Below are 23,353 nucleotides of genomic sequence, written 5' to 3' on the forward strand. Positions count from 1 at the left end.
TCCCCACATGCAGTTTTCAGCCATTCTGACATCACTGGCCCTGTGCGGCGCCCTGATGTCCCCCACTTTCACTTCAGCATACGCGCAAGGGCGCGATATCACCCGTCTCGATGAGACCATTCTGGACCTGGCCCAAGCCTACAAAAACCGGGACCGCAAACGCCTGAGCGCTGCCTTGCCCTCGATGAAGGGCTACATCCTGGAACCATGGGCCGCGTATTGGGAACTCTCTGCCCGACTTGACGAGGCCAGCAAGTCCGAAATTCAAGACTATCTGAATCGCTACAACGGCACTTACCAGGAAGACCGCCTGCGCGCTGAGTGGCTGCTTCAACTCGGCCGCAACCGCGACTGGGACACATTCGGGCGCGAGTACCCGCTCTACCGGATGAACGACGACAAATCCGTGCGTTGCTATGCGCTGTGGGCAGACTACAGCACCCGCAATGCCGATGTAGCCGGTGCCTTGGAACCTGTTTGGTGGGGACAGAAAGAAGCCGACGACGCATGCGGCGGTCTGGCTGCCCAACTGGTCAAAGACAAAAAGCTCAGCGCGCACAGCGCATGGGTCCGGGCACGGTTGGGCATGGAAAATGACCGCTTGCGTGTGGCCACACAAGCCGTTGCGGCACTGGACAGCGACTACGTCAAAACCGTCAACACCATTTACAGCACGCCGGCCAAGTACCTGAACGACAAAGTCACCGCGCTGCGTCCACAGACGCGCGAATTTGTATCGCTCGCACTGATCCGGCTGGCCTATATAGACCCGGACAGTGCAGCTGTTGAGATCGAAAAAATGCGCTGGAAAGCCCAGCTCAACCAGGAAGAACGCAGCTGGGTCTGGGGTGTCATCGGCAAGCGCTTGGCGCAAAAGCTCTCGGACGAGGCACCGGCTACCTTTGCCAAAGGCCAATTTGCACAAATGCACGAAGACCATTTGGTCTGGGCCGCACGCGCCGCGCTCCGGGCCGGTCGCTGGAGCCAAGTGGCGGATGCGATTGCCGCCATGCCGGATTCCTTGCGCAACGACTCGACTTGGGTCTATTGGCGCGCCCGCGCGCTGGCTCAACGCAACAATGTCGAAACCGCCAAGATGGAAAGCCAGACGCTGCTCGAATCCATCGCCGGCACCAAGGGCTTTTATGAAATGCTGGCCCTGGAGGAACTGGGGCAAAAGATTGTGGTGCCGGCCAAACCCGCACCTTTGACGCTGGAAGAAAAAGATCAGGCCAAAAAGAACCCCGGCCTGGCCCGTGCACTCCATGCCATCGCCATCGGCCTGCGCAGCGACGGCGTGCGCGAATGGAACTACAGCACCAACCTGCACAACCGTGGCGGATTGGACGATCGCGCGCTCCTGGCCGCGGCCGACCTGGCCTGCAAGGCCGAAGTGTGGGACCGCTGTATCAACACCAGCGAACGCACCAAAGGCATGGTCGATATCGACCAACGCTACCCCATGCCGCACAAGAGCGCGGTGCTGGCGCGCACCCAGACTATCGGCCTCGATCCGGCCTATGTGTACGGTCTGATCCGGCAGGAGAGCCGCTTCATCACCGATGCCAAATCCGGCGTGGGCGCTGCGGGTCTGATGCAAGTCATGCCCGCGACTGCCAAGTGGACCGCCAAAAAAATCGGGCTCAGCGACTTCCAGAGTCACCAGATTACCGACCGAGACACCAATATTGCTATCGGCACCGGGTATTTGAAGCTGGTGCTCGACAGCTTTAACGGCTCCATGCCCATGGCAGCAGCAGCCTATAACGCGGGCCCCGGCCGCCCCCGCATCTGGCGCGGTCAGACGGGCAGCCCTGTGCTGGAAGCTGCCATCTGGGCCGAGAACGTGCCTTTCTCAGAGACCCGGGACTACGTCAAAAAAGTGCTGGCCAACACCACGTTGTACGCGGCGCTCATCACAGGTCAACCCCAATCCCTGAAAGCCAGACTGGGCAACGTGGGGCCGCGTGATGCCACCAGCCCGGAGGCAGGGCTCGACTTGCCTTAATATCCCGAGAGAAACTCCAGGGTCTCAGGCCGTACCTCGGTAAAACTCGCAGCGGTTACGCCCGCTGCGCTTGGCGGCATACATGGCTTGGTCCGCATGCGTAAGCAGCAGCTGGGGCTCCGAGCCATGCTCAGGAAAAAGCGCCAGTCCCAGGCTGCCTGAAACCTGCACCACCGGTGCGTCAGGCCCCTCGCCCAAGATACAAGGCGCGGCAATGGCGGCCATCAGTTTGGCAGCCAGCGCCTGGAGTTCCGTCCGGCCTTCCACTGCGCTGAAAATCATGACAAACTCGTCGCCGCCCAGGCGGCACACCGTATCAGCCGCGCGCAAAGTGCCCTGCAACCTGCGGGCGACTTCTTTCAAAAGCAAATCTCCCGACTCGTGGCCATAGTTGTCGTTGACCTCTTTGAAGTGGTCCAGGTCCAGAAACCCGATGGCAAAGACCCCTTTATGCCGGCCGTAGTGCGCGCAAAGCATCTTGAGCCGGTCTTGCAAGAGCACCCGGTTGGGTAGACCCGTCAGGGCGTCATGCTCGGCAAAGTGGCTGCGGGCTTCGAGCCGCTTTTTCTCCGTCACGTCCTGCAAGACCGCAAGGCTGCGCACAGGTTGGTGCGCTTCGTCGTATTCCCAGATGGCAGACAGGATCACATCGCACAGCGTGCCATCGCGGCGACACAGCTGGTACTCGATGTTGTCGCAACGGCCATCGCGCGCGGCGGCAGGGATCACCACCTCGCGTGCTTTGCGCGCGGAGGCCGGATCCATAAAGTCGGCCACATGCCGTCCCAACACATCTGCCTCGCCATAACCCAGCGTGTCCAGCCACAACTTGCTGACCTGCACGATGCGTCCTTGCGCATCAATCGAATGCAACATGGCCGGAGTCTGAAAGTAAAGGTCCCGGGCCCGCGCCTCACTGTCGGCCAGTATCCGCAAAGCCTGGCGCTGCCCTTCAGACATCACAGCCAGAAACAAGCCCGGCAAGAGCGTGGCCAATACCGACAAATAGAACAAGGCATCGCCCCACCAACTGGAGGTCGGCGGAGGCAGCAGCACGCCATAGCGGATCAGTGCAGCCATGCTGGCGGCGACCAGCAAGTTGGCGGTGAAGGTGGCTACCAGGGTCGAACGCATGGCCATCCACACCACTGGGGCCACCATGATCACAAAGGGCTTGGGCAGGCTCGTACCTGCCCACAGCGTGACAGCCACACTGCCGAACAACATGGCCATGGCCATGGGCTCGGTGATCCGCTCTAGCGCCACGCGGGGCCGTTTGGTTGCCACCGACAGTGCAAGGGGCAGGGCTGCAACGGTGCCTATGGTGTGGCCGACGAACCAGTTCAGCGCCATCACATGCCAATCTCCACCCGCCACACCTATCCAGGCCAATCCCCCCAGAGGCGCGAGGACGGCTGCAGGCAGCAAGGCCGCACGCAGCAGCACCACGCCTTGCACTGCCGCCCGATCTCCGGCGTGCTCCAATGCCCGGATGCGGTCCAACATGACGGCAGACAGCATCATCTCCAACAAGTGCACCGGCACGTCCAAGGCGGCACGCCATGCCATCGTCGTGGGGCTGATCCACGCTTGAAACTCTGGTCCTGCCCCCCAGACATACGCCATGTGGGTCACCCACACTGCCACAAACAAAGCAGCCAACATGGCAGGCCACTGCGAACGCTGCAGGCGCAACAAAGCCACTGCCCCTACCGGGTTGGCCATCCAGATGATGACCTGCCCCGGCCGCGCGTCGGACACCATGAGCGACAAGAGCCCCATTGCTGCGCAGACGCCTGCCCACAGCAGCATCCACCGCCCGCTGCGCGCACGGGGCCGCATGGCACCGGTTTGCTGGACGTCAAAGACCATCCGCACCCCTGTCTGTCGTGCGTTTGGCACGCAAGCGCCACACCCCCACCATGACCAGTGCCAGCACCGACAGCACCATGGCCAGTTTGCGCACCCAGGTCAGCCGCGGGTCTTCATAAGTTAGGGTCTCGGTGTCTATCCAGCGGCGCAGCAGCGCCTGACGGGTAGCGGGCGTGATGTCCTTGAGGCCGGCATTCAAGGCATCGCCCAGCCCTGTCAACTCTTTGCGATAGGCAAAACTCAGCTCGTACTCAAACGGTAGCGACTCCACCACCTGCACACCGCGTATGCCGCTGTGGCGGGTGGCATCGCTCACGCTGGCCACATCCGCCACCACGCCGTCTACGTCACCACGCATCAAGCCTTGCAGCGCGGCCACATCATCGGGCACTGCGACCCAGCGCACTTGCGGGTAGGTGGCGCGGACAAAGCTTTCCACGGCATAGCCTTTACCTACTGCGACCGAACGGCCAGCAAGGTCTTTCAGGGTTGGAGGCACCGGCCCCTGCCTCACCACCAACACGGCGGGTACTTTGACGTAGGGCTCCGTGAAGGCCAAAAACTCGGCCCGCTCCGGGGTGGGACGCAAGGAGGAAATCAGGTCTACCTCGCCACGGCGCGCCGCCTGCAAGATGTTCGCAAGATTGTCTGCAGACAGCACCTGCACGTCGCCCCCCAAACGGGGCTTGAGGATGTCCAGCACATCGATGGACAGGCCTTGCACCTGCCCGGCAGGCCCGGCGCTGACAAAGGGGGCGTAATCTCTTTCAGGCGCAAAGCGGATGGTTTGTGCCACCACTGCGCCATGCAGCATGCCCAGGCAAAAAGCCATCAGCCCGAAGAAGGTGCGCCGGCAAGAGCTTGTGGTGTGCGCCATGGTTGTGTCCCTCTCGTTGTGTCTGCTGGAGTGCAGTGTCCGAGTCCTTGAAGTCAGTATAGGACCGGCCCCGCCGCGCGCCTAGCCCCCACAGGCGGTGCTAGCATGACGTTTTGACCAAGGATTGCGCATGATCAAGCTCTACATCGGTAACAAAAATTATTCTTCGTGGTCCATGCGCCCTTGGGTGCTTTTGAAGCAGGCCGGAATCGATTTTGAAGAAGTCATGGTCCGCTTCGACTCCTTCGACAGCCAGTCGCAATTCAAAACCACGCTCTCCAAACTCAGCCCCACCGGCAAGGTGCCTTTGCTGGTTGATGGCGACCTCGCGGTCTGGGACACCTTGGCCATTGCCGAGTACGTGGCCGAAGAGTTTCCCAACCTGCAGCTCTGGCCCGCCGACAAAGCCGCCCGTGCACGGGCCCGCAGCGTGTGCGCCGAGATGCACTCCGGCTTCACCGGCCTGCGCAGCAACTGCCCCATGAACATCGAGGCCACCCTGCTGGAAACCGGCGCCCTGATCTGGCGCGACAAGCCCTCCGTGCGTGCGGATGTGGCCCGCCTGAGCGCCATGTGGGAAGAGCTGCTGGCCCAGTATGGCGGCCCCATGTTGTTCGGCCAGTTCTCAGTGGCGGATGCGTACTTCGCGCCCGTCTGCGCCCGCCTCAAAACGTATGGCTTGCCGGTCAGTCCGGTGGTGGGTGCCTATGTGTCCCGCGTGCTGGCCCTTCCCGGTGTGCAGGCCTGGATCACCGGCGCGCTGGCAGAGAAAGATTTTCTGGACTTTGAAGAACCCTACCGCCTGCAACGCTGAGCCACTTCCTCAACCCGCGCCTTCCATGCCCGCCAGCTCGTCCACCATCTCCCACGCCACCGGCACCTTTCTGGTGGGCGGTGCCGTGCGCGACGCGCTGTTGGGCCTGGAGGTGAAAGACCGCGACTGGGTGGTTGTAGGCAGCAGCCCGCAGCAAATGCTGGATGCGGGCTACCTCGCCGTGGGCAAAGACTTCCCGGTGTTCTTGCACCCCCGCACTCAAGAGGAATACGCCCTGGCCCGCACCGAGCGCAAAACCGCGCCCGGCTACAAGGGCTTTGCGGTGCACGCCGCACCGGATGTGACGCTGGAAGAAGACTTGGCCCGGCGCGACCTTACTATCAATTCCATAGCTGCTTGCGCAGATTCTACGGGCGTCAATGGCACTTTTGACCCAAAAGATCTTGTTGATCCCTTCGGCGGGCAGGCAGACCTGCAGATGCGTGTACTGCGCCATGTGACGCCTGCCTTTCGCGAAGACCCGGTGCGCATCCTCCGTGTGGCCCGGTTTGCGGCGCGGTTTATCGAGTTCAGCGTTGCACCTGAGACCACCGCCCTGATGCAGACCATGGTGGAAGACGGCGAGGTGGACCACCTGGTGCCTGAGCGCGTGTGGCAAGAGATCGCCAAAGGCCTGATGGAAGCCCAGCCCTCCCGCATGTTTGAAGTGATGCGCAGCTGCGGCGCCCTGAGGCGCCTGCTGCCTGAGCTGGACCGGCTCTGGGGCGTACCCCAAAGCCCCGAGCACCACCCCGAGGTGGACACGGGCATGCACGTCATGCTCGTGCTGGACCGCGCCGCCCAGCTGGATGCGCCGCTGGCGGTGCGCTTTGCCTGCCTGGGCCACGACCTGGGCAAAGGCACCACGCCCGCAGACGTGCTGCCCCGCCACATCGGCCATGAGGAGCGCAGCGCCCGCCTGCTCAAAGCCGTTTGCCAGCGGCTGCGCGTGCCCAACGACTGTGCCGAGCTGGCCGACGTAGTCGCCCGCGAGCACGGCAACATCCACCGCAGCGGCTCGCTCAACGCTGCTTCCCTGCTGCGCCTCCTGGAGCGCTGCGACGCCATCCGCAAGCCTGAGCGCTTTCGCGCCGCCTTGCTGGCCTGCCAGTGCGATGCCCAAGGCCGCCTCGGGCTGCACGATGCGCCCTACCCCCAAGCCCAGCGGCTGGGGCAGGCGCTAGACCTCGCACTGGCAGTTGCTACAGACTCCATAGCTGCTCGCGCAATATCCATGGGCGCCACCGGCCCAAAGATAGGTCAATTCATCCAAACCGCCCGCGCTGAGGCCATTGCCGCTGGCCTGCCGGCTGCCATCACTGCCTGAGGGTTGTTCCGCTGCCAGCGGCGGGGCTTGCCTTGGTATGCTCCAAGCATGGCCCATTTACTGATTGTTGAAGACGATGAATTGCTGCGCGACGGCCTGTGCGCGCAGCTGGTACACGCCGGCCACAGCGTGAGCAGCGCCAGCGACGGCGCGCAAGCCCAAGGCCTGCTGGAGTCCACCCGCTTTGACGGCGTGGTGCTGGACCTGGGCCTGCCGGTCGTGGACGGCATTGCCGTGCTGCAATGGATACGCCAGCGCCTGGCCGCGCTGCCGGTGCTCATCCTCACCGCGCGCGATGGCGTGGACGACCGCGTGCAAGGCCTGAACGCCGGTGCCGACGACTACCTCACCAAACCCTTCAACATGGCCGAGCTGCTGGCCCGCCTGCAGGCCATGCTGCGCCGCTCCCGCCTGCCCGCATTCGGTGGTTCGCTGGAGGTGCAAAGCACCCACAGCCGCAACCTGCGTCTGGACCCGGTACTGCCCCTGGCGTGGCTGGGCGATGACCCGATGGAGCTCACCCACCGCGAATGGTCTTTGCTTTCGCTGCTGGTCAACAACATGGGGCAGGTCGTCGGCCGGGAAGACGTGTTGTCCGTCTGGCAGACCGCTCCGCTGGAGGGCGGCGCCGCCGGCTCCAACGCGCTGGAGGTGTACGTGCACCGCCTGCGCCGCAAGCTCACCGATAGCGGCTTGAACATCCGCAACGTGCGCGGCCTGGGCTACATGCTCGAATCGGACACTCCGTGAGCCGCCCTGCGCGCTTCTCGCTCAAGCGGCAGTTGTTGATCTGGTTGCTGCTGCCCCAGCTGGTGTTGTGGCTCATGGGTGGCGTGCTGGCATTCCGCGTGGCGCTGGCCTATGCGGAGAAAACCATTGACCAGTCGCTCACGCAATCGGTGCGCTCGCTGGCAAGGCAGGTCAAGCCCATGGGCTCCGGCCTGCTGGTGGACTTTCCGCGTGCGGCGCGCGACATCATCGAACAAGACCCGGACGACCGCGTGGCCTACATGGTGTCCTCCCCGCCCGGTAGCTTCTTGCTGGGCAACACCAAAATCCCCGGGCGCACGCCCGACCTGTACTCCGCCGACAACGAGCCCGTGCTCTACGAAGTGGTGATGGATGGCCGGCCCATGCGCGTGGCCTCCATCGACCTGAGTTTTGGCGATGGTTTCACCGACCAACGCATGCGGGTGCAGGTGGCCAAGAGCCTGGTAGCGCAGCAACGCATTGCCCGGGAGCTGGTGCGTGATGTGCTCTTCCCGTTGCTGATTTTGGGCGCCGTGCTCAGCGTGCTGGTGTACGAGGGTATTCGCCGCGGTTTGGCTCCACTGGAGCGACTGGAAGCGCAGCTGGCCAACCGGAACATGGCGTCACTCTCGCCCATCGAGATGACGCAGGCGCCGGAAGAAGTGCACTCGCTGGCTAACACGCTGAACCAGCTGCTCACCACCCTGCGCCGCAGCTTGAGCCAGGAAAAGCGCTTCTTGAATGACGCCGCCCACCAACTGCGTACTCCGCTGGCCGGCCTGATCAGCCAGACCGAACTGGCCATGCAAGAGAAAGACCCCGAGGCCTTGCAACAGCGCCTGACCAAAGTGCACACCGGCGCCCAACGCAGCGCCCACTTGGTGCACCAGCTGCTGTCTTTGGCCCGCACGGAGGCGGAGGTGAGCCTGGTCCCGGTGGATGCCGCGTCGCTGGCGCGCGAAGTGGCCCGCGAATGGACGCGCCGCGCTTTGGCGGCTGGCGTGGACTTGGGTTACGAAGGCGAAGACAGCGTCATGGTGCCCGCCGACAAACTGCTGCTGCGCGAAGTGCTGAGCAACCTCATCGACAACGCCCTGCGCTACGCCGGCAAAGGCGCCGTCGTCACCCTGCGCACCACGGTGCACGATGGCTTCTGCTGGCTGGATGTGGAAGACACCGGCCCCGGCGTCTCTGGTGAGCAGCTGGAGCGGGTGTTTGAACGCTTCTGGCGCGCCAGCGAACTGCCCGGCGGCTGTGGCCTTGGACTGTCCATCGTGGCGGAAATTGCACGGCGGCATAACGGCACGGCAACAGCGCAGACGACATTGCCGCATGGGTTGACGATTCGGTTGCAGTTGCCGTTGCAGGGGTGATGGTGGGGGCAGCTATGCAGCGGAAGCAGTCATTGCATGTACTCACCCATTTGGGTGATTTACACGACACATACCACGCTCCACAATCGGCTACGCCGCGGAAGCAGACCTTTGCAATTGATGCAGATAATCCCAACTCCCTCCCTAAGCAGTCATTGAAATTCTGCAAACTCCGTATGAAGTATTCTGTCTGCGTACTATTCTGTGTATCCTGCTTTTGTGCCGTTGCTGGACCAGCGAGCTATCCAGCCAGTGCTCGGCAGTTAGCCGAATGGCGAAGTGGGGACGCGAATACTCGAAAGCAGTTTGATAACTACATCTTGGCGTCATACAAATCGCTTCGGGCGAAGCATCTCGTATGCCCACCTAAAGGACGGACTGACGTTGCAAACGAAAGCGCCGCGCTATTAGCTGCTGAAGTGGGCGTGGATCAGGGCCTATTTGATATTGATGGTCCGGCGATGCCAGCGGTTGCTGATGCCCTTGGATTTTGGTTTCCCTGCCCATCTCAGCGATAACCGCTTCCAGCCCTTTCCTGCTATCCCTTTGAGCGACCGCTTTGGAGCACTGGGAATGTCTCCTAACAGTCTTTTGCAGACATAGAAAAAACCGGACTCCCCTGATCGGGCGGCCCGGTTTTTTCATTAAGGCCTAGAAGCCTTACACGTCCAAACGCACACCCGTCGCGGTGCTGAACCAGTTGGTGTTCGCTGGGTTTACGCGCAGGCCGACTTGGTCGCCGGCTTTCCAGGATGCGCTCGGGGCGGTGCGCACGGTCACTTCGCCCGCGGAGGTTTGCACCACCACGTAAGTGTCAGCGCCAGTGGGTTCCACCACTGCCACTTCGCCGCGCCAAGCGGTGTCGCCCGTGACCAATTCAATATGTTCAGGACGCACGCCCAAGGTGGCGTCGCCAGTGGCAGGGGTCGCCAGCTCCAGGGTGCTGCCGTTGAAAGTAAAACGGCCTTGCGCGCCGGGGACTTCCACATGGCCTTTGATCAGGTTCATGGTGGGCGAGCCGATGAAGGTGGCCACATAGGTGTTGGCCGGGCGGTTGTAGATGTCGTCGGGTGTGCCGATCTGTTGCAGGATGCCGTCCTTCATCACTGCGATGCGGCTGCCCAGGGTCATGGCCTCAATTTGGTCGTGCGTCACGTACACGCTGGTGATGCCGGACACCTGGTGCAGGCGCTTGATTTCAGCGCGCATTTCTACGCGGAGCTTGGCGTCCAGGTTGGAGAGCGGCTCGTCAAACAGGAAGAGTTGGGGGTCACGTGCCAAAGCACGGCCCATGGCTACACGCTGGCGCTGACCGCCAGACAACTGCGCGGGGCGGCGGTCCAACAAGTGTTCGATTTGCAGCATGGCGGCCACTTCAGCAATGCGCTTTTTGCGCTCTTCCACGGGCACCTTGCGCATTTCCAGGGCGAAGCCGATGTTGTCGGCCACGCTCATGGTGGGGTACAGCGCGTAGCTCTGGAACACCATGGCGATGTCGCGCTGTGCGGGGGCTACGCCCACCACGTTTTTGCCGGCGATGCGCAGCTCGCCTTCGGACGGTTCTTCGAGGCCCGCAATGATGTTGAGCAAGGTGGACTTGCCGCAGCCGGAGGGGCCGACCAGGATCAGGAACTCGCCGGGGGCGACGTCGATTTCGATCTTTTTCAGGACTTCAACGGCTTTGTCGCCCTTGCCGAAAACTTTGCGGATGCCTGCGATTTGGAGAGAAGCTGCCATTTTTTATCCTTTCACCGCGCCAGCGGTGAGACCTTTAACGAAGTATTGACCTGCCAGTACGTAGACCAACATAGTGGGGAGACCTGCGATCACGGCCGCAGCCATGTCGACGTTGTAGCTTTTGACACTGCTGGAGGTGTTGGCCATGTTGTTCAGGCCGACAGTGATGGGCTTGCTGTCCGCGCCGCTGAAGGCCACGCCGAACAGGAAGTCATTCCAGATGTTGGTGAATTGCCAGATGAGCGTCACCATCAGGATCGGGGTGGACATGGGCACCACGATGCGGAAGAAGATGCGCCAGAAACCGGCACCGTCAATGCGCGCAGCGTTCACCAGCTCTTTGGGGATGGCGGTGTAGTAGTTGCGGAAGAACAGCGTGGTACCAGCCAAGCCGGCAATGCAGTGCACCAGCACCAAGCCACCCAGCGAGCTGGAAAGGCCCAGGTAACCCAACACCTGACTCATGGGCAGGAGCACCACCTGGAAAGGCATGAACACGCCGAACAACATGAAGCCGAACAGCACCTCGCTGCCTTTGAACTTCCACATGCTCAGCACGTAGCCGTTGATGGCGCCCCAGGCGGTGGAGATCAGCACGGCGGGCACCGCCATGATGATGGAGTTCATGAAGTAAGGCTGCAAGCCGCGGCAGTCCACACCGGTACAGGCGCTGGACCAGGCGAGTTGCCAGGATTCGAAATTGAGGGAGGTGGGCAGGCTCAGCAAGTTGCCGGAGCGGATTTGCTCGGCATCTTTGAATGAGGTGGCCAACATCACGTACAGCGGCGCCAGGAAGAAAAAGGCGGCCAACAGCAACGTACCGTAGATAAGGATGCGGGGTAGGTTTTTAGACAACATAGGGTGCGATCGTGGTGGTACGGTCGTGGATTAACGGTCGTGAGGTTTGGTGCGCAATTCGCTGTACAGATACGGCACCACGAGGGCCGCCACGAACATCAGCATCATGGTGGCGCTGGCGGCACCCAGACCGATCTGGCCGCGGGTGAAGCTCATCACGTACATGAAGGTGGCAGGCACGTCAGATGCATAGCCGGGGCCGCCAGACGTGAGTGCCATCACCAGGTCAAAGCTCTTGATAGAGAGGTGCGACAACACCAGCACGGTGGAGAACACCACGGGGCGCAGGATAGGAAGAATGATGCGCCAATAGATGCGGGGCAAGGATGCGCCGTCGATCTGGGCGGCTTTGATGATGCTGTCGTCAATGCCGCGCAGGCCGGCCAGCGACAAGGCCATGGCAAAGCCCGCGGACTGCCAGATGCCGGCAATCACCACGCAGTAAATGGCGGTGTCAGACTGCACCAGCCAGTCGAAGCTGAAGCTGGTCCAGCCGAAGTCGTGCGCCAACTTCTCCAAACCCAGGCTGGGGTTCAAGATCCATTTCCAGGCAGTGCCGGTCACGATGAACGACAAGGCCATGGGGTACAGGTAAATGGTGCGCAGCACGCCTTCGGCACGGATTTTCTGGTCCAGAAAAATCGCCAAGGCCATGCCCAGGATCATGGAGCCACCCACATACAACACGCTGAAGATGCCGAGGTTTTTGAGGGCGATGTACCAACGGTCCATCTCCCACAGGCGCACGTACTGCTCCAGCCCCACGAACTCTTCGTAGTTGGGCAGCATGCGCGAGCCGGTGACCGACAGGATGCCGTTCCAGATCATGAATCCGTAAATGAAGGCGAAGCCGAGCACAAAGCCCGGGGCAATCACCAGCTTGGGGAGGATGTTTTCAAGGGTTTTCATAAGTCTTACTTTTGCTTGGGCGCACTCACTGCGACCAATTTGGCGACGGCCTCACTCACGCTCAGCTTGTCGTTGTTCCAGAACTCGCTCACCGCGGCGCGCATGGCAGCTTGCTGTGACGACGACAGTGCCATGCCGTGGGCTACCGAAGGCACCAGCGCGCCCGAGGCGGAGGTGGCCACAAAGTCTCTGCTGGAGGTCTTGGCGCAGTCGTCAAACTTGTCCATGTTCATGCCCAGCCGCACGGGGATGGAGCCTTTGCGCAGATTGAACTTTTCCTGGAACTCTTTGCCCATGAGCAGGTAGGCTAGGTAGCCTTGGGCCTTTTGGGCTTCCCAGCTCTTGAGTTGGAACATGGCAAATGAGTCCACGTTGAAGGTGTAGGCGTTGGCGGTGCCGGGTGCTGCGGAGCAGGTGAATTCCTTGCCCGGTGTCTGGCCCGCAGCCAGAAATTCACCTTTGGCCCAGTCACCCATGAACTGGAAGCCGGCTTTGCCGTTGATGACCATCTCGGTGGTGACATTCCAGTCACGGCCGTTGGAATTGGCATCGGTGTAAGACTTGATGCGGCGGAAGATTTCCAACGCCTTTTTCATCTCGTCGCTGGTCATCGCAGCGCGGTCCAGCTTGACCAAGGCTTTGTCGTACAGCGCGGTACCGCCCACGCCCAGAACCACGCTTTCAAACACCGTGAAATCCTGCCAGTCCTGCCCGCCGTGGGCGACTGGGATGAAGCCGGCAGCCTTGATTTTGTCGGCTGCGGCAAAAAATTCGTCATAGGTTTTCGGCAGTGCTGCGACTCCGGCTTTTTTGAGCACCGCGGAGTTGGCCCACAACCAATTCACCCGGTGTACGTTCACCGGGACGGCCACATAGCGGCCTTTGTATTTCATCTGGTCGGCAACGACCTTGGGGAGCGCTTCGTCCCACTTTTCGAACGACGCCATCGCGTCGAGACTGGTCAACACGTTCAGCTCGGCCCATTCCTGAATGGCCGGCCCTTTGATGTTGGCTGCCGCTGGAGCATTGCCCGCGAGCACACGCTGTTTGAGCACCGCCATGGCATTCTGGCCACCACCACCGGTCACGGAAAAGTCTTTCCAGGTGTGACCGCGTTTGCCCATCATGTCTTTGAGCTCTGCCACCGATTTGGCTTCACCGCCGGAGGTCCAGTAGTGCAGGACTTCCACTTCGCCGGCATGCAACGCGGCGCTTGCGCACAGCGCAAATGCAGCGGCCATGGTGCGCGCTAGGGCTGAAAAGTACATGAGAGTGACCTGAAGAACACGTGATGGGGAATGGCCCCACCCCCGTCAAGGGATGGGGCCATCTCGGAAAAACGGGCGCCAGGCGCCCGGCCAGGGCTTACTTGGTAGCAGCGGCCTTGGCGATGTTCTTCACACCGTCAGCAACGGAGATCTTGTCGTCGTTCCAGAACTGGGATACGGCGTCCTTGATCGCGCCTTCAGCAGCGGGCTTGATGGCCATGCCGTGAGCCACGGAAGGAACCAGACCACCGGACTTGGCGGTAGACACGAAGTCCTTGGCGGAAGTCTTGGCGCAGTCGTCGAACTTGTCCATGGACATGTTCAAACGCACAGGGATGGAACCCTTGTTCAGGTTGAAGACTTCCTGGAACTCGGTGCCCATGATGGAAGCAGCCAGATCAGCCTGGGCCTTTTGGGCGCCAGAGTCCTTCAGCTTGAACATCGCGAAGGAGTCCACGTTGAAGGTGTACGCATTGCCGGTGCCGGGAGCAGCAGCGCAGACGTAGTCTTTGCCGGGAACCTTCCCAGCAGCAGAGAACTCGCCCTTGGCCCAGTCACCCATGAACTGGAATGCAGCCTTCTCTTGGATGACCATGGCGGTCGCCAGGTTCCAGTCGCGGCCGGGGGCGGCTGCGTCGGTGTAACCCTTGACCTTGCGGAATGTTTCCAAGACCTTGGTCATGGTGGCGCTGGTCAGTGCCTTCTGGTCGAGCTTGATCAGAGCTTCGTTGTAGAACTTGGTGCCGCCCACGCCCAGAGCCACAGACTCAAAGGTGGTGAAGTCTTGCCAGTTCTGGCCACCGTGTGCCACGGGGATCAGGCCGGCTTTCTTGACCTTTTCAGCAGCAGCAAAGAACTCGTCCCATGTCTTGGGGGTAGCAGTCACGCCGGCCTTCTTCAGGACAGCGGAGTTGGCCCACATCCAGTTCACGCGGTGAACGTTCACGGGAGCAGCCACGTAGTTGCCTTTGTACTTCATGACGTCAGCCACCACCTTGGGCAGCAGGTCGTCCCACTTTTCGGCCTTGGCAGTTGCGTCGAGGTTAGCCAACACGCCTTCAGAAGCCCACTCCTGAATGGCAGGGCCTTTGATCTGGGCGGCTGCAGGAGGGTTTCCGCTCACCACGCGGCTCTTCAGCACAGTCGCAGCGTTGTCACCGCCGCCGCCGGCCACTGCGAAGTCTTTCCATGTGTGGCCCTTGCCTTGCATGATCTTCTTCAGTTCAGCCACGGACTTGGCTTCGCCGCCGGATGTCCAGTAGTGCAGGACTTCCACTTCACCAGCCACAGCGGCCGAACCAGCAACCACGAGTGCCACTGCGGTGGCGAGTTTAGAAAGCTTCAACATCTTGTCTCCAAAAAAGTGTATCTGTCCGGCTGTGCAACAAAACGGGCCGGAAGCAACGTTGAATTCGAGCGAACACCATGTCCACTTGAATTAATTAATTTTTAATTAATTTTTAACGTTGAGCTACTAGGAGTTTCCCTAGGGAGACTTAGATCTATTCGCTTGATTTACCGGCTCAGGCCACCACCAATGCGAGCGCGGCGTAATCGCCGACCTTCTCACCCAAGCCGGCGGGCACGATCTCCACACCGTCGGTCAGGGCCGGTAGCTTGCCTTTGAGAGCGGCTTGGAGTTTGGGCAAGAGGTAATCGCGGTTGTGCCAGAACACACTGCCGCCCACACTGATGCGCTGCAGGTCCAGCGTGGCCACCATGTTGTACAAGGTGCGCCCCATGACGTCGCAAAGATCATCCACAATGGCCACAGCGCCCGCATCGCCTGCGCGAGCAGCTACAAAAAGCGTAGCAGCGTCTGCAAATCCCTGTGCACCGAACCTGCGCGGAATCGCGTTGCCGGCGACCAGCCCTTCCACATCGCCCACGTTGCCGCAGCCGCACAAGGCATCGTTGTTGGAACTCACGAACGTGTGGCCCGCATGGCCTGCGTTGCCGTTTTTGCCGCGCAGGATGTTGCCGTCCACACACAAGCCCATGCCGATACCAGTACTCCAGGTCACGTAAGCGCAATTGGCCACACCCTGCAACGCACCCCAACGGCGCTCTGCTTCCAGGGCGCCTACTCCGTCGTTCTCTACCCGCACGTTCGGGAATGTGGCTTTCAAGGGCGCTTCGAGCAAGGCGGTCACCCAGTCGTTGGGCAAACCGCGCGCCTTGCCAGCCAGGCCGCCACAGATGTTGGGGCCGGCCAACTCGACCATGCCCTGGTTGATTACAAAAGGCCCGCAGGTGGCCACCCCCACTGCAGCAATGTCCGCCACGGCCACGCCCGCCAAGGCGCAGCTCTCGCCCACCATGCGGATGATCTGACGGGCCAAGGCATCGTTGTTGCCTTCTTTGGCGGTGGGCTCAGAAACCTTGCCCCGCACTCCGGCAGCATCGGCAATATTGACTGCCACCTTGGTGCCGCCGATGTCCACACAGGCGACAGGCGCGCTGCCGGGGGCGATGTTCAATTCAATGTCGTGGGTCAATGCCATGCTGCACTCGCTCTCAAATCTTGAAATTTACAGGGGTTGGGGTTCAGTTGCGGCCGTAGTCGTCCTGGAGACGCACGATATCGTCCTCACCCAGATAACTACCGAACTGTACTTCCACAATCTCTACCGGGCCGTCGGTCAGATTGGCCAGGCGGTGCACCTGCCCGATGGCAATGTCGCAGTACTCACCGGGCCTCAGGTCAAACTGGCGGTCATCCAGTGTGACCCGGGCAATGCCCTCTGTCACCACCCAATGCTCTGCACGCTGGTGATGTTTCTGCAAACTCAGTTGCTGACCGGGGAACACACCGATGCGCTTGATTTTGTTGCCCGGTACTTCCGAGATGGTCTCGTACCAGCCCCAGGGGCGCTGGGTACGTTCGATGGTCTCGGTTCGCAAGGTGGTTTGCATGATTAAACAATCCTTAAAACGGCGCGCCGATCCTACCCCGCATCACACCCCCGTCGTTACGGGGCTGTTACTGCCGAATATCAGGATGCGGGAAACACGTGGGCCATGCCACGAGCCGACACCTGCACCCGTGCACCCACGGTAGGCGCCTCCAGCCCTGCACTGTGAACGTGTACACGACCACCGGTGGCCGGGGTATCCAGCTTCACGATCAACTCGCACACCGAGCCGCAGAAATCGGCCTCAACCACTGTGCCCACACAGGACTGCGCCCCCCCTGCGGATACTGCCGCCGTATCCAGCGGACTGACTGACAGCTGCTCAGGGCGCAACAAAATTTGGCCAGCGCCCACCCGGGCGTGTTCTTGCGTGGGCAGCCGGCCCAGTGCGCAGTCCGCCCAGCCGGCTGATAGCGTCGCGTCGAGCACCACAGCATCGCCCAGGAAGCTGGCAGTGACCGGATCGTTCGGGCGCAAGTACAAGTCCAAGGGAGTGCCCACCTGCGCGAGCAGGCCGCCGCGCATCACGGCGACCTGGTCTGCGAAAGACAAAGCTTCCGCTTGGTCGTGTGTGACCAGAATGGTGGTGATGCCTGCATCTTGCAACAACTGGGCGACCGCCTTGCGCGTGGATGCCCGCAAGCCCGTATCCAACGCGGAAAACGGCTCGTCCAGCAGCATCAACTTGGGCCGCTGCGCCAAGGCGCGCGCCAGCGCCACGCGCTGCTGTTGCCCACCCGAAAGTTCGTGTGGGCGGCGTTGCAGCATGGCACGGTCCAGCGACACCATGTCCATCAATTCATCAATGCGAGACTTGCGATCGGGAGCCGACTTATCCAGCCCGAAGCCCACGTTGTCCGCCACGCTCAAATGCGGAAACAGCGCGCCGTCTTGCGGCACATAGCCAATGCCGCGCTGGTGCGCGGGCACGATGGCCGGACCGTCGGCCAGCACATCGCCTTGCAACACCACACGACCTGCATCCGGCGCCTCAAAACCTGCAATGATGCGCAAAAGGCTGGTCTTGCCGGAGCCCGAGGGGCCCACGATGGCGGTGCGGCTGCCACGCGGCACGCTCAGCTGGATGCCCTTGAGGGCCGCCACATTTCCATACGATTTGTGCACACCGTGCAGTTCAAGAGTCGTCATCGTCCCGCCATGCGTCGAGATTGGAGGTAAAGCATCCAGGTTAGCGGGAGCGACATCAGCACCATCAGCAGCGCATACGGCGCGGCGCCGGCATAGTCGATCTCCGAGCTGTGGGACCAAAAAGCGGTCGCCAGCGTCTGGGTGCCATTGGGGGCCAACAACAAAGTGGCCGTGAGTTCAGTTGTGATAGCCAAAAACACCATGGCGTAGCCTGATGCTGCGCCGGGTGCCGCCAAGCGCATGGTGATCTGCCAGAGGGCCTGCAAAGGTGTGCGCCCCAGGCTGCGTGCAGCCTGCTCCAGCTCCATGGGGGCTTGTGCGATGCCGGCGCGCAGGCTCACCAGCGCACGGGGCAAAAACATGAGCGCATACGCCAGCAATACAGTGAACACTGTCTGGTACAGCGGCAGCGCCACGCGCACGGTGATAGTGACCAGTGCTAGCGCCACCACGATGCCGGGCAGTGCGCCGGCCAAGTAATTGGCACCTTCTACCCAACGCTGCACTTTCCCGGGCGACCGGATAGACAACCAAGCCATGGGTACCGCAGATACGGTAGTGAGCAAGGCCCCCAAACCGGCCAACAACAAGGTTTGCCAGAGTGCGGGCGCCAATTCCTTGAAGTTCCAGACCTCCGCGCCGCCTGCCCACAGCCAGCGGCTCAGGGTGACCAGCGGCACGCCCAGTGACAACAAGGCAGTCACAGCCGGCAATAGCAGGCAAAGTGCAGTCCAGCGGCCCAAGGCCCGCACAGGCACTTGCCGGGCTGAACCCGCGCCGACCCGCGCATAGCGCTCCCGTCCTCGGGTGCCTGCTTCCAAACCGAGCAAGCCAAAGCAGCACAGCACCAACACCCCTGCCAACATGTTGGCGGCCGGGCCGTTGTAAGTGGATTGGAACTGGTCCACGATGGCGGTGGTGAAGGTGTCAAAGCGGATGGTCACAAACAATCCGTATTCCGCCAGCAAATGCAGACCCACTAGTAGTGCGCCACCCCAGATGGCCAGCCGCAGCTGCGGAAGCACCACTTTGATAAACACGGCCCACGGGCCGTAGCCCAGAGAAGCCGCCGCGTCTTCCATAGCCGGGTCCAAGCGGCGCAATGCGGCCGCAATCGGCAAATACACAAACGGAAAATAAGCCACCAGCGAAATCAACACCGCCGCCCACAGGCCGTGCATGCCGGGCGCAACGCTGATCCATGCGTAGCTGTGCACAAAGGCCGGCACTGCCAAAGGCGCCGCCGCCAACCACGACCACCAGCGCGCACCGGGCAGGTCTGAACGCTCGGTCAACCACGCCAAGGACAACGAAAGCACGATGGAAAGTGGCACGGTCAGGACCACCAGCAGTGCGGTGTTGATCAATAACTCGCCGACCCGCGGCCTGAATACCAAGGCCACCACCGTGTCCCAACCGCTCTGAAAAGCGACCCATGCCACAAAACCCAAGGGCAGCAGGGCAAGCACGGACACGAGCAGCGCAGCCAGCGCCACCCAGGACAAACGCCCCTGGCGCGCGGGGCGGGCCAGGGGCGCAGGAACATGCACCGCGAGAGAAGTCACACGTGGATTACAACAGGCCCGCCTGGGTCATCAGGTCAGATACTTTTTTGCTATTGAGTTTGGCGGGCTCGACTTTGGGTGCTTGCAAATCCGCCAGAGGTACGAGGCTGCGGTGCGAAGCAGCACCCTGACCCACAGCGTATTCATACGAGTTGCCGGTGCGCAAAATTTCCTGGCCGCCTTTGCCGGCAACCCACTTCACAAATGCCTGGGCTTCTGCCTTGCGCTTGCTGGAGGCCAGCACACCAGCGCCGGAGATACTCACAAATGCGCCCGGGTCTTCATTGCGGAAATAGTGCAAACCCACCTTTTCGCTGTTCTCACCGGTCTTGGCCATATCGCCGTAGTAGTAATAGTGGTAGATCACCGCACCGTCAACCTGACCCGCGTTGACAGCCTTCATGGCAATGCTGTTGCCTTTGTAGGGCACCACGTTTTCCTTCATGCCCTTGAGCCAGGCAGCTGTAGCAGCCTCGCCCTTGAGCTCCAGTACCGCGCTCACGATAGCCTGGAAGTCCGCACCCGCAGGGGACGCAGCCCAGCGACCCTTCCACTCGGGTTTGGCCAGATCCATCAGCGACTTGGGCAGCTGCTCAGGAGTGAATTTGGTTTTCTTGTACACAAACACGGTGCTACGCGCCGCAATGCCTACCCAGCGGCCGTGGGCGTTGCGGTAGCTAGGGGCAATCAGGTTGATCGTGGCGGGGTCCAACGGAGCAAACAGGCCGGCACCGTCCACCAAGGCCATGGCCGGGGAGTTTTCAGTCAAAAACACGTCGGCCGGCGAGGCGGCTCCTTCTTGCACCAGTTGGTTGCCCAACTCGGTATCGCTGCCCTGGCGCAAAGTGACCTTGATGCCGGTTTCTTTGGTGAAGGCCTCTACCCAAGCTTGGGTCAAGCTGGCGTGCTGGGCGTTGTAGACCAGGATGCCTTCTGCGGAAGGCGCCTGCGCTTGCGCAGGCAATCCTACGGTGGCGATCGCAGCGCCCAAGGCAGCCAAGCGGAACAAAGAGTTCAGGAATTTACGTTTCATGATGCAGGCAAAGGGTTTAATCCGGCCGTTTTGTTTCGGCCACAACACAAATAACAACAATTCGCATTTAGATTGTAGCCTTAGTTTTCGCTGCATCCCGATGGGGCCTCCGGAGAGACCGCGAATGCCTCAGGACTAAAGCCGGTGGGTCCTGTCGCCACGGGCAAAGCCCAGAAGTGGGGCGTCCACACCCCGACCCAACGCGACTACCTTGAACAACTCGCCCATCTCGTGCTCCATCAGAAGTTTCTGGGCGGCTACACGGGCTTGCAGTGGCTGCGATTGCATGGCTTTCACCAAGCCGCAATTCATCAGAAAGTGGGCCTGGTTGGTGTAGCCCAATACATCCAGCCCCGCGTCCTGCGCGGCGACCGCAACACCAGTGAAGTTCACGTGCGCGGTGATGTCTTTGAGCCCCACATCGCTTAAAGGGTCCGCATCCGCCCTGTGGGCGCGGTGGCACATGACCGTGCCGCCGGAGCGCTGCACATGGTAGTACTCACTCTCGGGGAAACCGTAGTCCAGCAAGAAAGCAGCCCCAAGCTGCAAGTGATCCGCCAGCGTGCGGACAAAGGCTTCACCCTGTGCGTGGATTTCCGTCAGGTAGTCATGTTCGCCATCAATATCGACGGGCGGGCGCAAGGTGCTGGGCTTATCAGCCCAGACCAATTGGCCCTGAGCCAAGGCCACACCGCGCTCATGCCAGGCCCCCGCCACACGGGCCAGCAGCTGCACCGGCATGGCATCCAGCACCTCATTGCCCACGACCACGCCACGCATGTGCGCAGGCAGCGCGCTCACCCACTGCACCTTGCCTGCATGGCCTGCCAGTCGCTCCCGCTGGCGGGCTTTCAAGGAATCCGAAAGATCCACAATCGTGTACGAGCGCACCCGGTCGCCCAATGCGTCGAGCAACTGCAGCGCCAAGGCTCCGGTGCCCGCGCCGAATTCCCAGAGCTCGTCGGTGCCTGTGGCTTCCAGCACTTGCGCTACCTGGCGGGCGAGCGCCTGGCCGAACAAGGGGCTGATCTCAGGGGAGGTCACAAAATCGCTACCGGCACCTTCGACCCCTGCTTCACCCACCAATCCCTGGGGCATCTGGCCGAATTTGGTGGAGCCGTTGGCGTAGTAGCCCCAACCCGGCGCATACAAAGCCAGGGCCATAAAGGTGTCAAATCCAATCCATCCGCCCGCCTTTTCGATGGCATCCGCGATAATTCGGGTCAAGTTGGCCGGAATACTCTCCGTCGTGGACATGGGCATGGGTCTCGTGTTGCGTAAAGCCACGGATTATCTTTCCCTCCACGTCCCCTCCCTTTTTTCAGGATGCATTTGTGTTGAAGCGCGTACTTGTCACCGGTGGTGCCCATCGTTTGGGTGCGCTCCTCTGCGCCCGTTTCGCTGCGGCCGGGTGGGAGGTGTGGTGCCATTACCAGCGCAGCGCTGAAGCGGCCGAGGCGCTGTGCGCCGGGCTGCGTGCCCAAGGGCATGAGGCCCACGCCATCCATGCGGACCTGTCAGATGAAGGCAGCCGCAAGGCCGTGATTGCAGAAATTACCGCCAAGTCCGGCCCGCTGCACTGCCTGGTGAACAACGCCTCCAGCTTCGAGCCCGACAGTGGCGATGCCATCGACACCGAAGGCGCTCGCCAGCAGCTGGAAGTCAACCTGATGGCACCTTTATCTCTCTCGCGCTGGATGACCAACAGCCTGGGTGCGGACGCTACCCCGGGCGCGCACAGCATCATCCATGTGCTGGACCAGAAGGTGTTCAACCTCAACCCCGACTATTTTTCCTACACCGTCAGCAAGCTGGCGCTGGAACGGGCAGTGGCTTTGCAAGCCCAGGCGCTGGCTCCAGCCGTGCGCGTGTGCGGTGTGGCTCCGGGCCTGATGTTTTTGAGCGGCCCGCAAACCCAGGACAACTTCGACAAGGCCGCACGCGTCAACCTGTTGCGCGAACCCATAGACCCCGGCCAGGTCGCTGCCACCTGCCTGTTTCTGGCGGAGAACCCTTGCATTACCGGCAGCACTTTGTGTGTGGACAACGGCCAGCACCTGGTGCCCCTAGCCCGCGATGTGATGTTTGCCGTGGAGCCCTCTTCTGTGAAAGGCACCCCATGAGCCACGATCCCTTGGTGACCCTGGCACTGGAATGCCGCCGCCTTTTTTTACGGGACCACGAAGTGCAAGTGCACATCGGCGCCCATGACTTTGAAAAAGGCGTATCGCAGCGCCTGATTTTTAACGTGGAACTGTTCGTGCCTTATGTAGGCAGCACACCTGTTTCAGACAGCCTGTCTGAGGTGGTGGACTACGACTTTGTGCGCGAACTCATTGCCCGCCGCATCGCGCGCGGCCATGTCGAACTGCAGGAAACGCTGTGCGACGAACTCGTACAGCAGATGCTGGCCCACCCGCAGGTGCGCGCCGTGCGCCTGTCCACCCAAAAACCTGACGTGTACCCCGACTGTGCGGGCGTGGGCGTCGAAGTATTCCGCATGAAAGGCGTGAACACATGAAGGCCAGCACCGGTCACCAAACCCTGACCCTCACGGGCCTGCGCTTTGACGCCAACCTCGGCATTCTGGAGTCCGAAAAAGTCGCACCCCAGCCCATTCAGGTGGACGCTGAGCTGAGCCTGGGCACCCAGCCCCTGCTGCCACATGACGACGACATCAACCACGTGCTGGACTACCGCAAGGTGCGCCAGATCATCATCAGCGAATGCACGGCCGAGCACGTGAACCTGCTGGAGACACTGATCGGCAAGTTAGCCCACCGGCTGATGCAGTTGCCCGGCGTGCTGGGTGTGCGCGTCAAGATCGCGAAACTGGAAATTTTTGAAGACTGTGAAGTTGCCATCCGCATGGAGACCGGAGAGTGGTGATCCACCCCG

Annotated in this window: 21 protein-coding genes; 8 read left to right on the forward strand and 13 right to left on the reverse strand. The window is 61.5% G+C overall.

The features are described 5' to 3' along the window. Positions 1-7: 7 nt before the first annotated feature. Entirely contained in the window at positions 8-2,008 is a 2,001-nt protein-coding gene (locus AEP_RS09020; protein WP_087495075.1) for a lytic transglycosylase domain-containing protein, read from the forward strand. A gap of 24 nt (positions 2,009-2,032) precedes the next feature. On the opposite strand, the gene AEP_RS09025 is transcribed toward AEP_RS09020, so the two are convergent. Together AEP_RS09025 and AEP_RS09030 are read right to left on the reverse strand one after the other, a co-directional pair. Beyond that, positions 2,033-3,880, reverse strand: a complete 1,848-nt coding sequence (locus tag AEP_RS09025; protein ID WP_087495076.1) for a sensor domain-containing diguanylate cyclase — start codon at positions 3,878-3,880, stop codon at positions 2,033-2,035. Next, positions 3,870-4,757, reverse strand: coding sequence for a transporter substrate-binding domain-containing protein (locus AEP_RS09030; RefSeq protein WP_087495077.1), 888 nt, complete (start codon positions 4,755-4,757; stop codon positions 3,870-3,872). Before AEP_RS09030 ends, AEP_RS09025 begins: the two co-directional genes overlap by 11 nt. A gap of 130 nt (positions 4,758-4,887) precedes the next feature. Here AEP_RS09030 and AEP_RS09035 point away from each other — a divergent pair, with 130 nt between their 5' ends. From AEP_RS09035 to AEP_RS09050, 4 genes are read left to right on the forward strand one after another with little or no spacing between them, the layout of a single operon-like run. Next, positions 4,888-5,571, forward strand: coding sequence for a glutathione S-transferase family protein (locus AEP_RS09035; RefSeq protein ID WP_087495078.1), 684 nt, complete (start codon positions 4,888-4,890; stop codon positions 5,569-5,571). Between the two features lie 25 nt (positions 5,572-5,596). Beyond that, positions 5,597-6,898 (forward strand): multifunctional CCA addition/repair protein, encoded by a 1,302-nt coding sequence (locus AEP_RS09040; protein WP_087495079.1) that lies wholly within the window; start codon positions 5,597-5,599, stop codon positions 6,896-6,898. Between the two features lie 48 nt (positions 6,899-6,946). After that, positions 6,947-7,648, forward strand: coding sequence for a response regulator transcription factor (locus AEP_RS09045; protein WP_087495080.1), 702 nt, complete (start codon positions 6,947-6,949; stop codon positions 7,646-7,648). After that, entirely contained in the window at positions 7,645-9,021 is a 1,377-nt protein-coding gene (locus tag AEP_RS09050) for a sensor histidine kinase (RefSeq protein ID WP_232459967.1), read from the forward strand. The genes AEP_RS09045 and AEP_RS09050 overlap by 4 nt, the downstream gene beginning before the upstream one ends. Positions 9,022-9,681: 660 nt before the next feature. Here AEP_RS09050 and AEP_RS09055 read toward each other — a convergent pair. The 11 genes from AEP_RS09055 to AEP_RS09105 all read right to left on the reverse strand — a co-directional run bounded on the left by AEP_RS09055 (position 9,682) and on the right by AEP_RS09105 (position 21,712). Further along, a complete protein-coding gene (locus AEP_RS09055; protein ID WP_087495081.1) occupies positions 9,682-10,758 on the reverse strand; it encodes an ABC transporter ATP-binding protein in 1,077 nt (358 codons plus the stop codon). 3 nt (positions 10,759-10,761) lie between these two features. Then, a complete protein-coding gene (locus AEP_RS09060) occupies positions 10,762-11,616 on the reverse strand; it encodes a carbohydrate ABC transporter permease (RefSeq protein WP_087495082.1) in 855 nt (284 codons plus the stop codon). A 30-nt stretch (positions 11,617-11,646) separates the two neighbouring features. Further along, a complete protein-coding gene (locus tag AEP_RS09065; protein WP_087495083.1) occupies positions 11,647-12,525 on the reverse strand; it encodes a carbohydrate ABC transporter permease in 879 nt (292 codons plus the stop codon). Positions 12,526-12,530: 5 nt separating this feature from the next. Continuing rightward, complete coding sequence (locus AEP_RS09070; RefSeq protein ID WP_198301927.1) at positions 12,531-13,793, reverse strand: ABC transporter substrate-binding protein; 1,263 nt, start codon at positions 13,791-13,793, stop codon at positions 12,531-12,533. A 97-nt stretch (positions 13,794-13,890) separates the two neighbouring features. Beyond that, positions 13,891-15,141 carry an ABC transporter substrate-binding protein gene (locus AEP_RS09075; protein WP_087495084.1) on the reverse strand — a complete coding sequence of 417 codons (1,251 nt, stop codon included), beginning with the start codon at positions 15,139-15,141 and terminating at the stop codon, positions 13,891-13,893. A 175-nt stretch (positions 15,142-15,316) separates the two neighbouring features. Beyond that, positions 15,317-16,297, reverse strand: coding sequence for an ROK family protein (locus AEP_RS09080; RefSeq protein WP_087495085.1), 981 nt, complete (start codon positions 16,295-16,297; stop codon positions 15,317-15,319). Between the two features lie 43 nt (positions 16,298-16,340). After that, positions 16,341-16,709, reverse strand: a complete 369-nt coding sequence (locus AEP_RS09085; RefSeq protein WP_087495086.1) for a phosphomannose isomerase type II C-terminal cupin domain — start codon at positions 16,707-16,709, stop codon at positions 16,341-16,343. A gap of 80 nt (positions 16,710-16,789) precedes the next feature. Continuing rightward, positions 16,790-17,857, reverse strand: a complete 1,068-nt coding sequence (locus tag AEP_RS09090; RefSeq protein WP_087495087.1) for an ABC transporter ATP-binding protein — start codon at positions 17,855-17,857, stop codon at positions 16,790-16,792. After that, complete coding sequence (locus AEP_RS09095) at positions 17,854-19,422, reverse strand: ABC transporter permease (protein ID WP_087495088.1); 1,569 nt, start codon at positions 19,420-19,422, stop codon at positions 17,854-17,856. The genes AEP_RS09090 and AEP_RS09095 overlap by 4 nt, the downstream gene beginning before the upstream one ends. Before the next feature lie 7 nt (positions 19,423-19,429). Then, positions 19,430-20,455, reverse strand: a complete 1,026-nt coding sequence (locus AEP_RS09100) for an iron ABC transporter substrate-binding protein (protein ID WP_087497260.1) — start codon at positions 20,453-20,455, stop codon at positions 19,430-19,432. Between the two features lie 135 nt (positions 20,456-20,590). Next, positions 20,591-21,712, reverse strand: coding sequence for a class I SAM-dependent methyltransferase (locus AEP_RS09105; protein WP_087497261.1), 1,122 nt, complete (start codon positions 21,710-21,712; stop codon positions 20,591-20,593). Positions 21,713-21,789: 77 nt separating this feature from the next. On the opposite strand from AEP_RS09105, the gene AEP_RS09110 reads away from it, so the two are divergent. Genes AEP_RS09110 through AEP_RS09120 form a run of 3 tightly spaced genes read left to right on the forward strand, consistent with a single transcriptional unit; the run spans position 21,790 to position 23,344 of the window. Continuing rightward, the gene (locus AEP_RS09110) at positions 21,790-22,578 is read left to right on the forward strand and encodes an SDR family oxidoreductase (protein ID WP_232459968.1); all 789 of its coding nucleotides are present in this window, start codon (positions 21,790-21,792) and stop codon (positions 22,576-22,578) included. Continuing rightward, positions 22,575-22,976, forward strand: coding sequence for a dihydroneopterin aldolase (locus AEP_RS09115; RefSeq protein ID WP_087495089.1), 402 nt, complete (start codon positions 22,575-22,577; stop codon positions 22,974-22,976). The genes AEP_RS09110 and AEP_RS09115 overlap by 4 nt, the downstream gene beginning before the upstream one ends. Next, positions 22,973-23,344, forward strand: coding sequence for a dihydroneopterin aldolase (locus AEP_RS09120; protein ID WP_087495090.1), 372 nt, complete (start codon positions 22,973-22,975; stop codon positions 23,342-23,344). The genes AEP_RS09115 and AEP_RS09120 overlap by 4 nt, the downstream gene beginning before the upstream one ends. The last annotated feature ends 9 nt before the right edge of the window (positions 23,345-23,353 follow it).

Origin of the sequence: Curvibacter sp. AEP1-3 (assembly GCF_002163715.1) — a bacterium.
Lineage (GTDB): Bacteria > Pseudomonadota > Gammaproteobacteria > Burkholderiales > Burkholderiaceae_C > Allorhodoferax.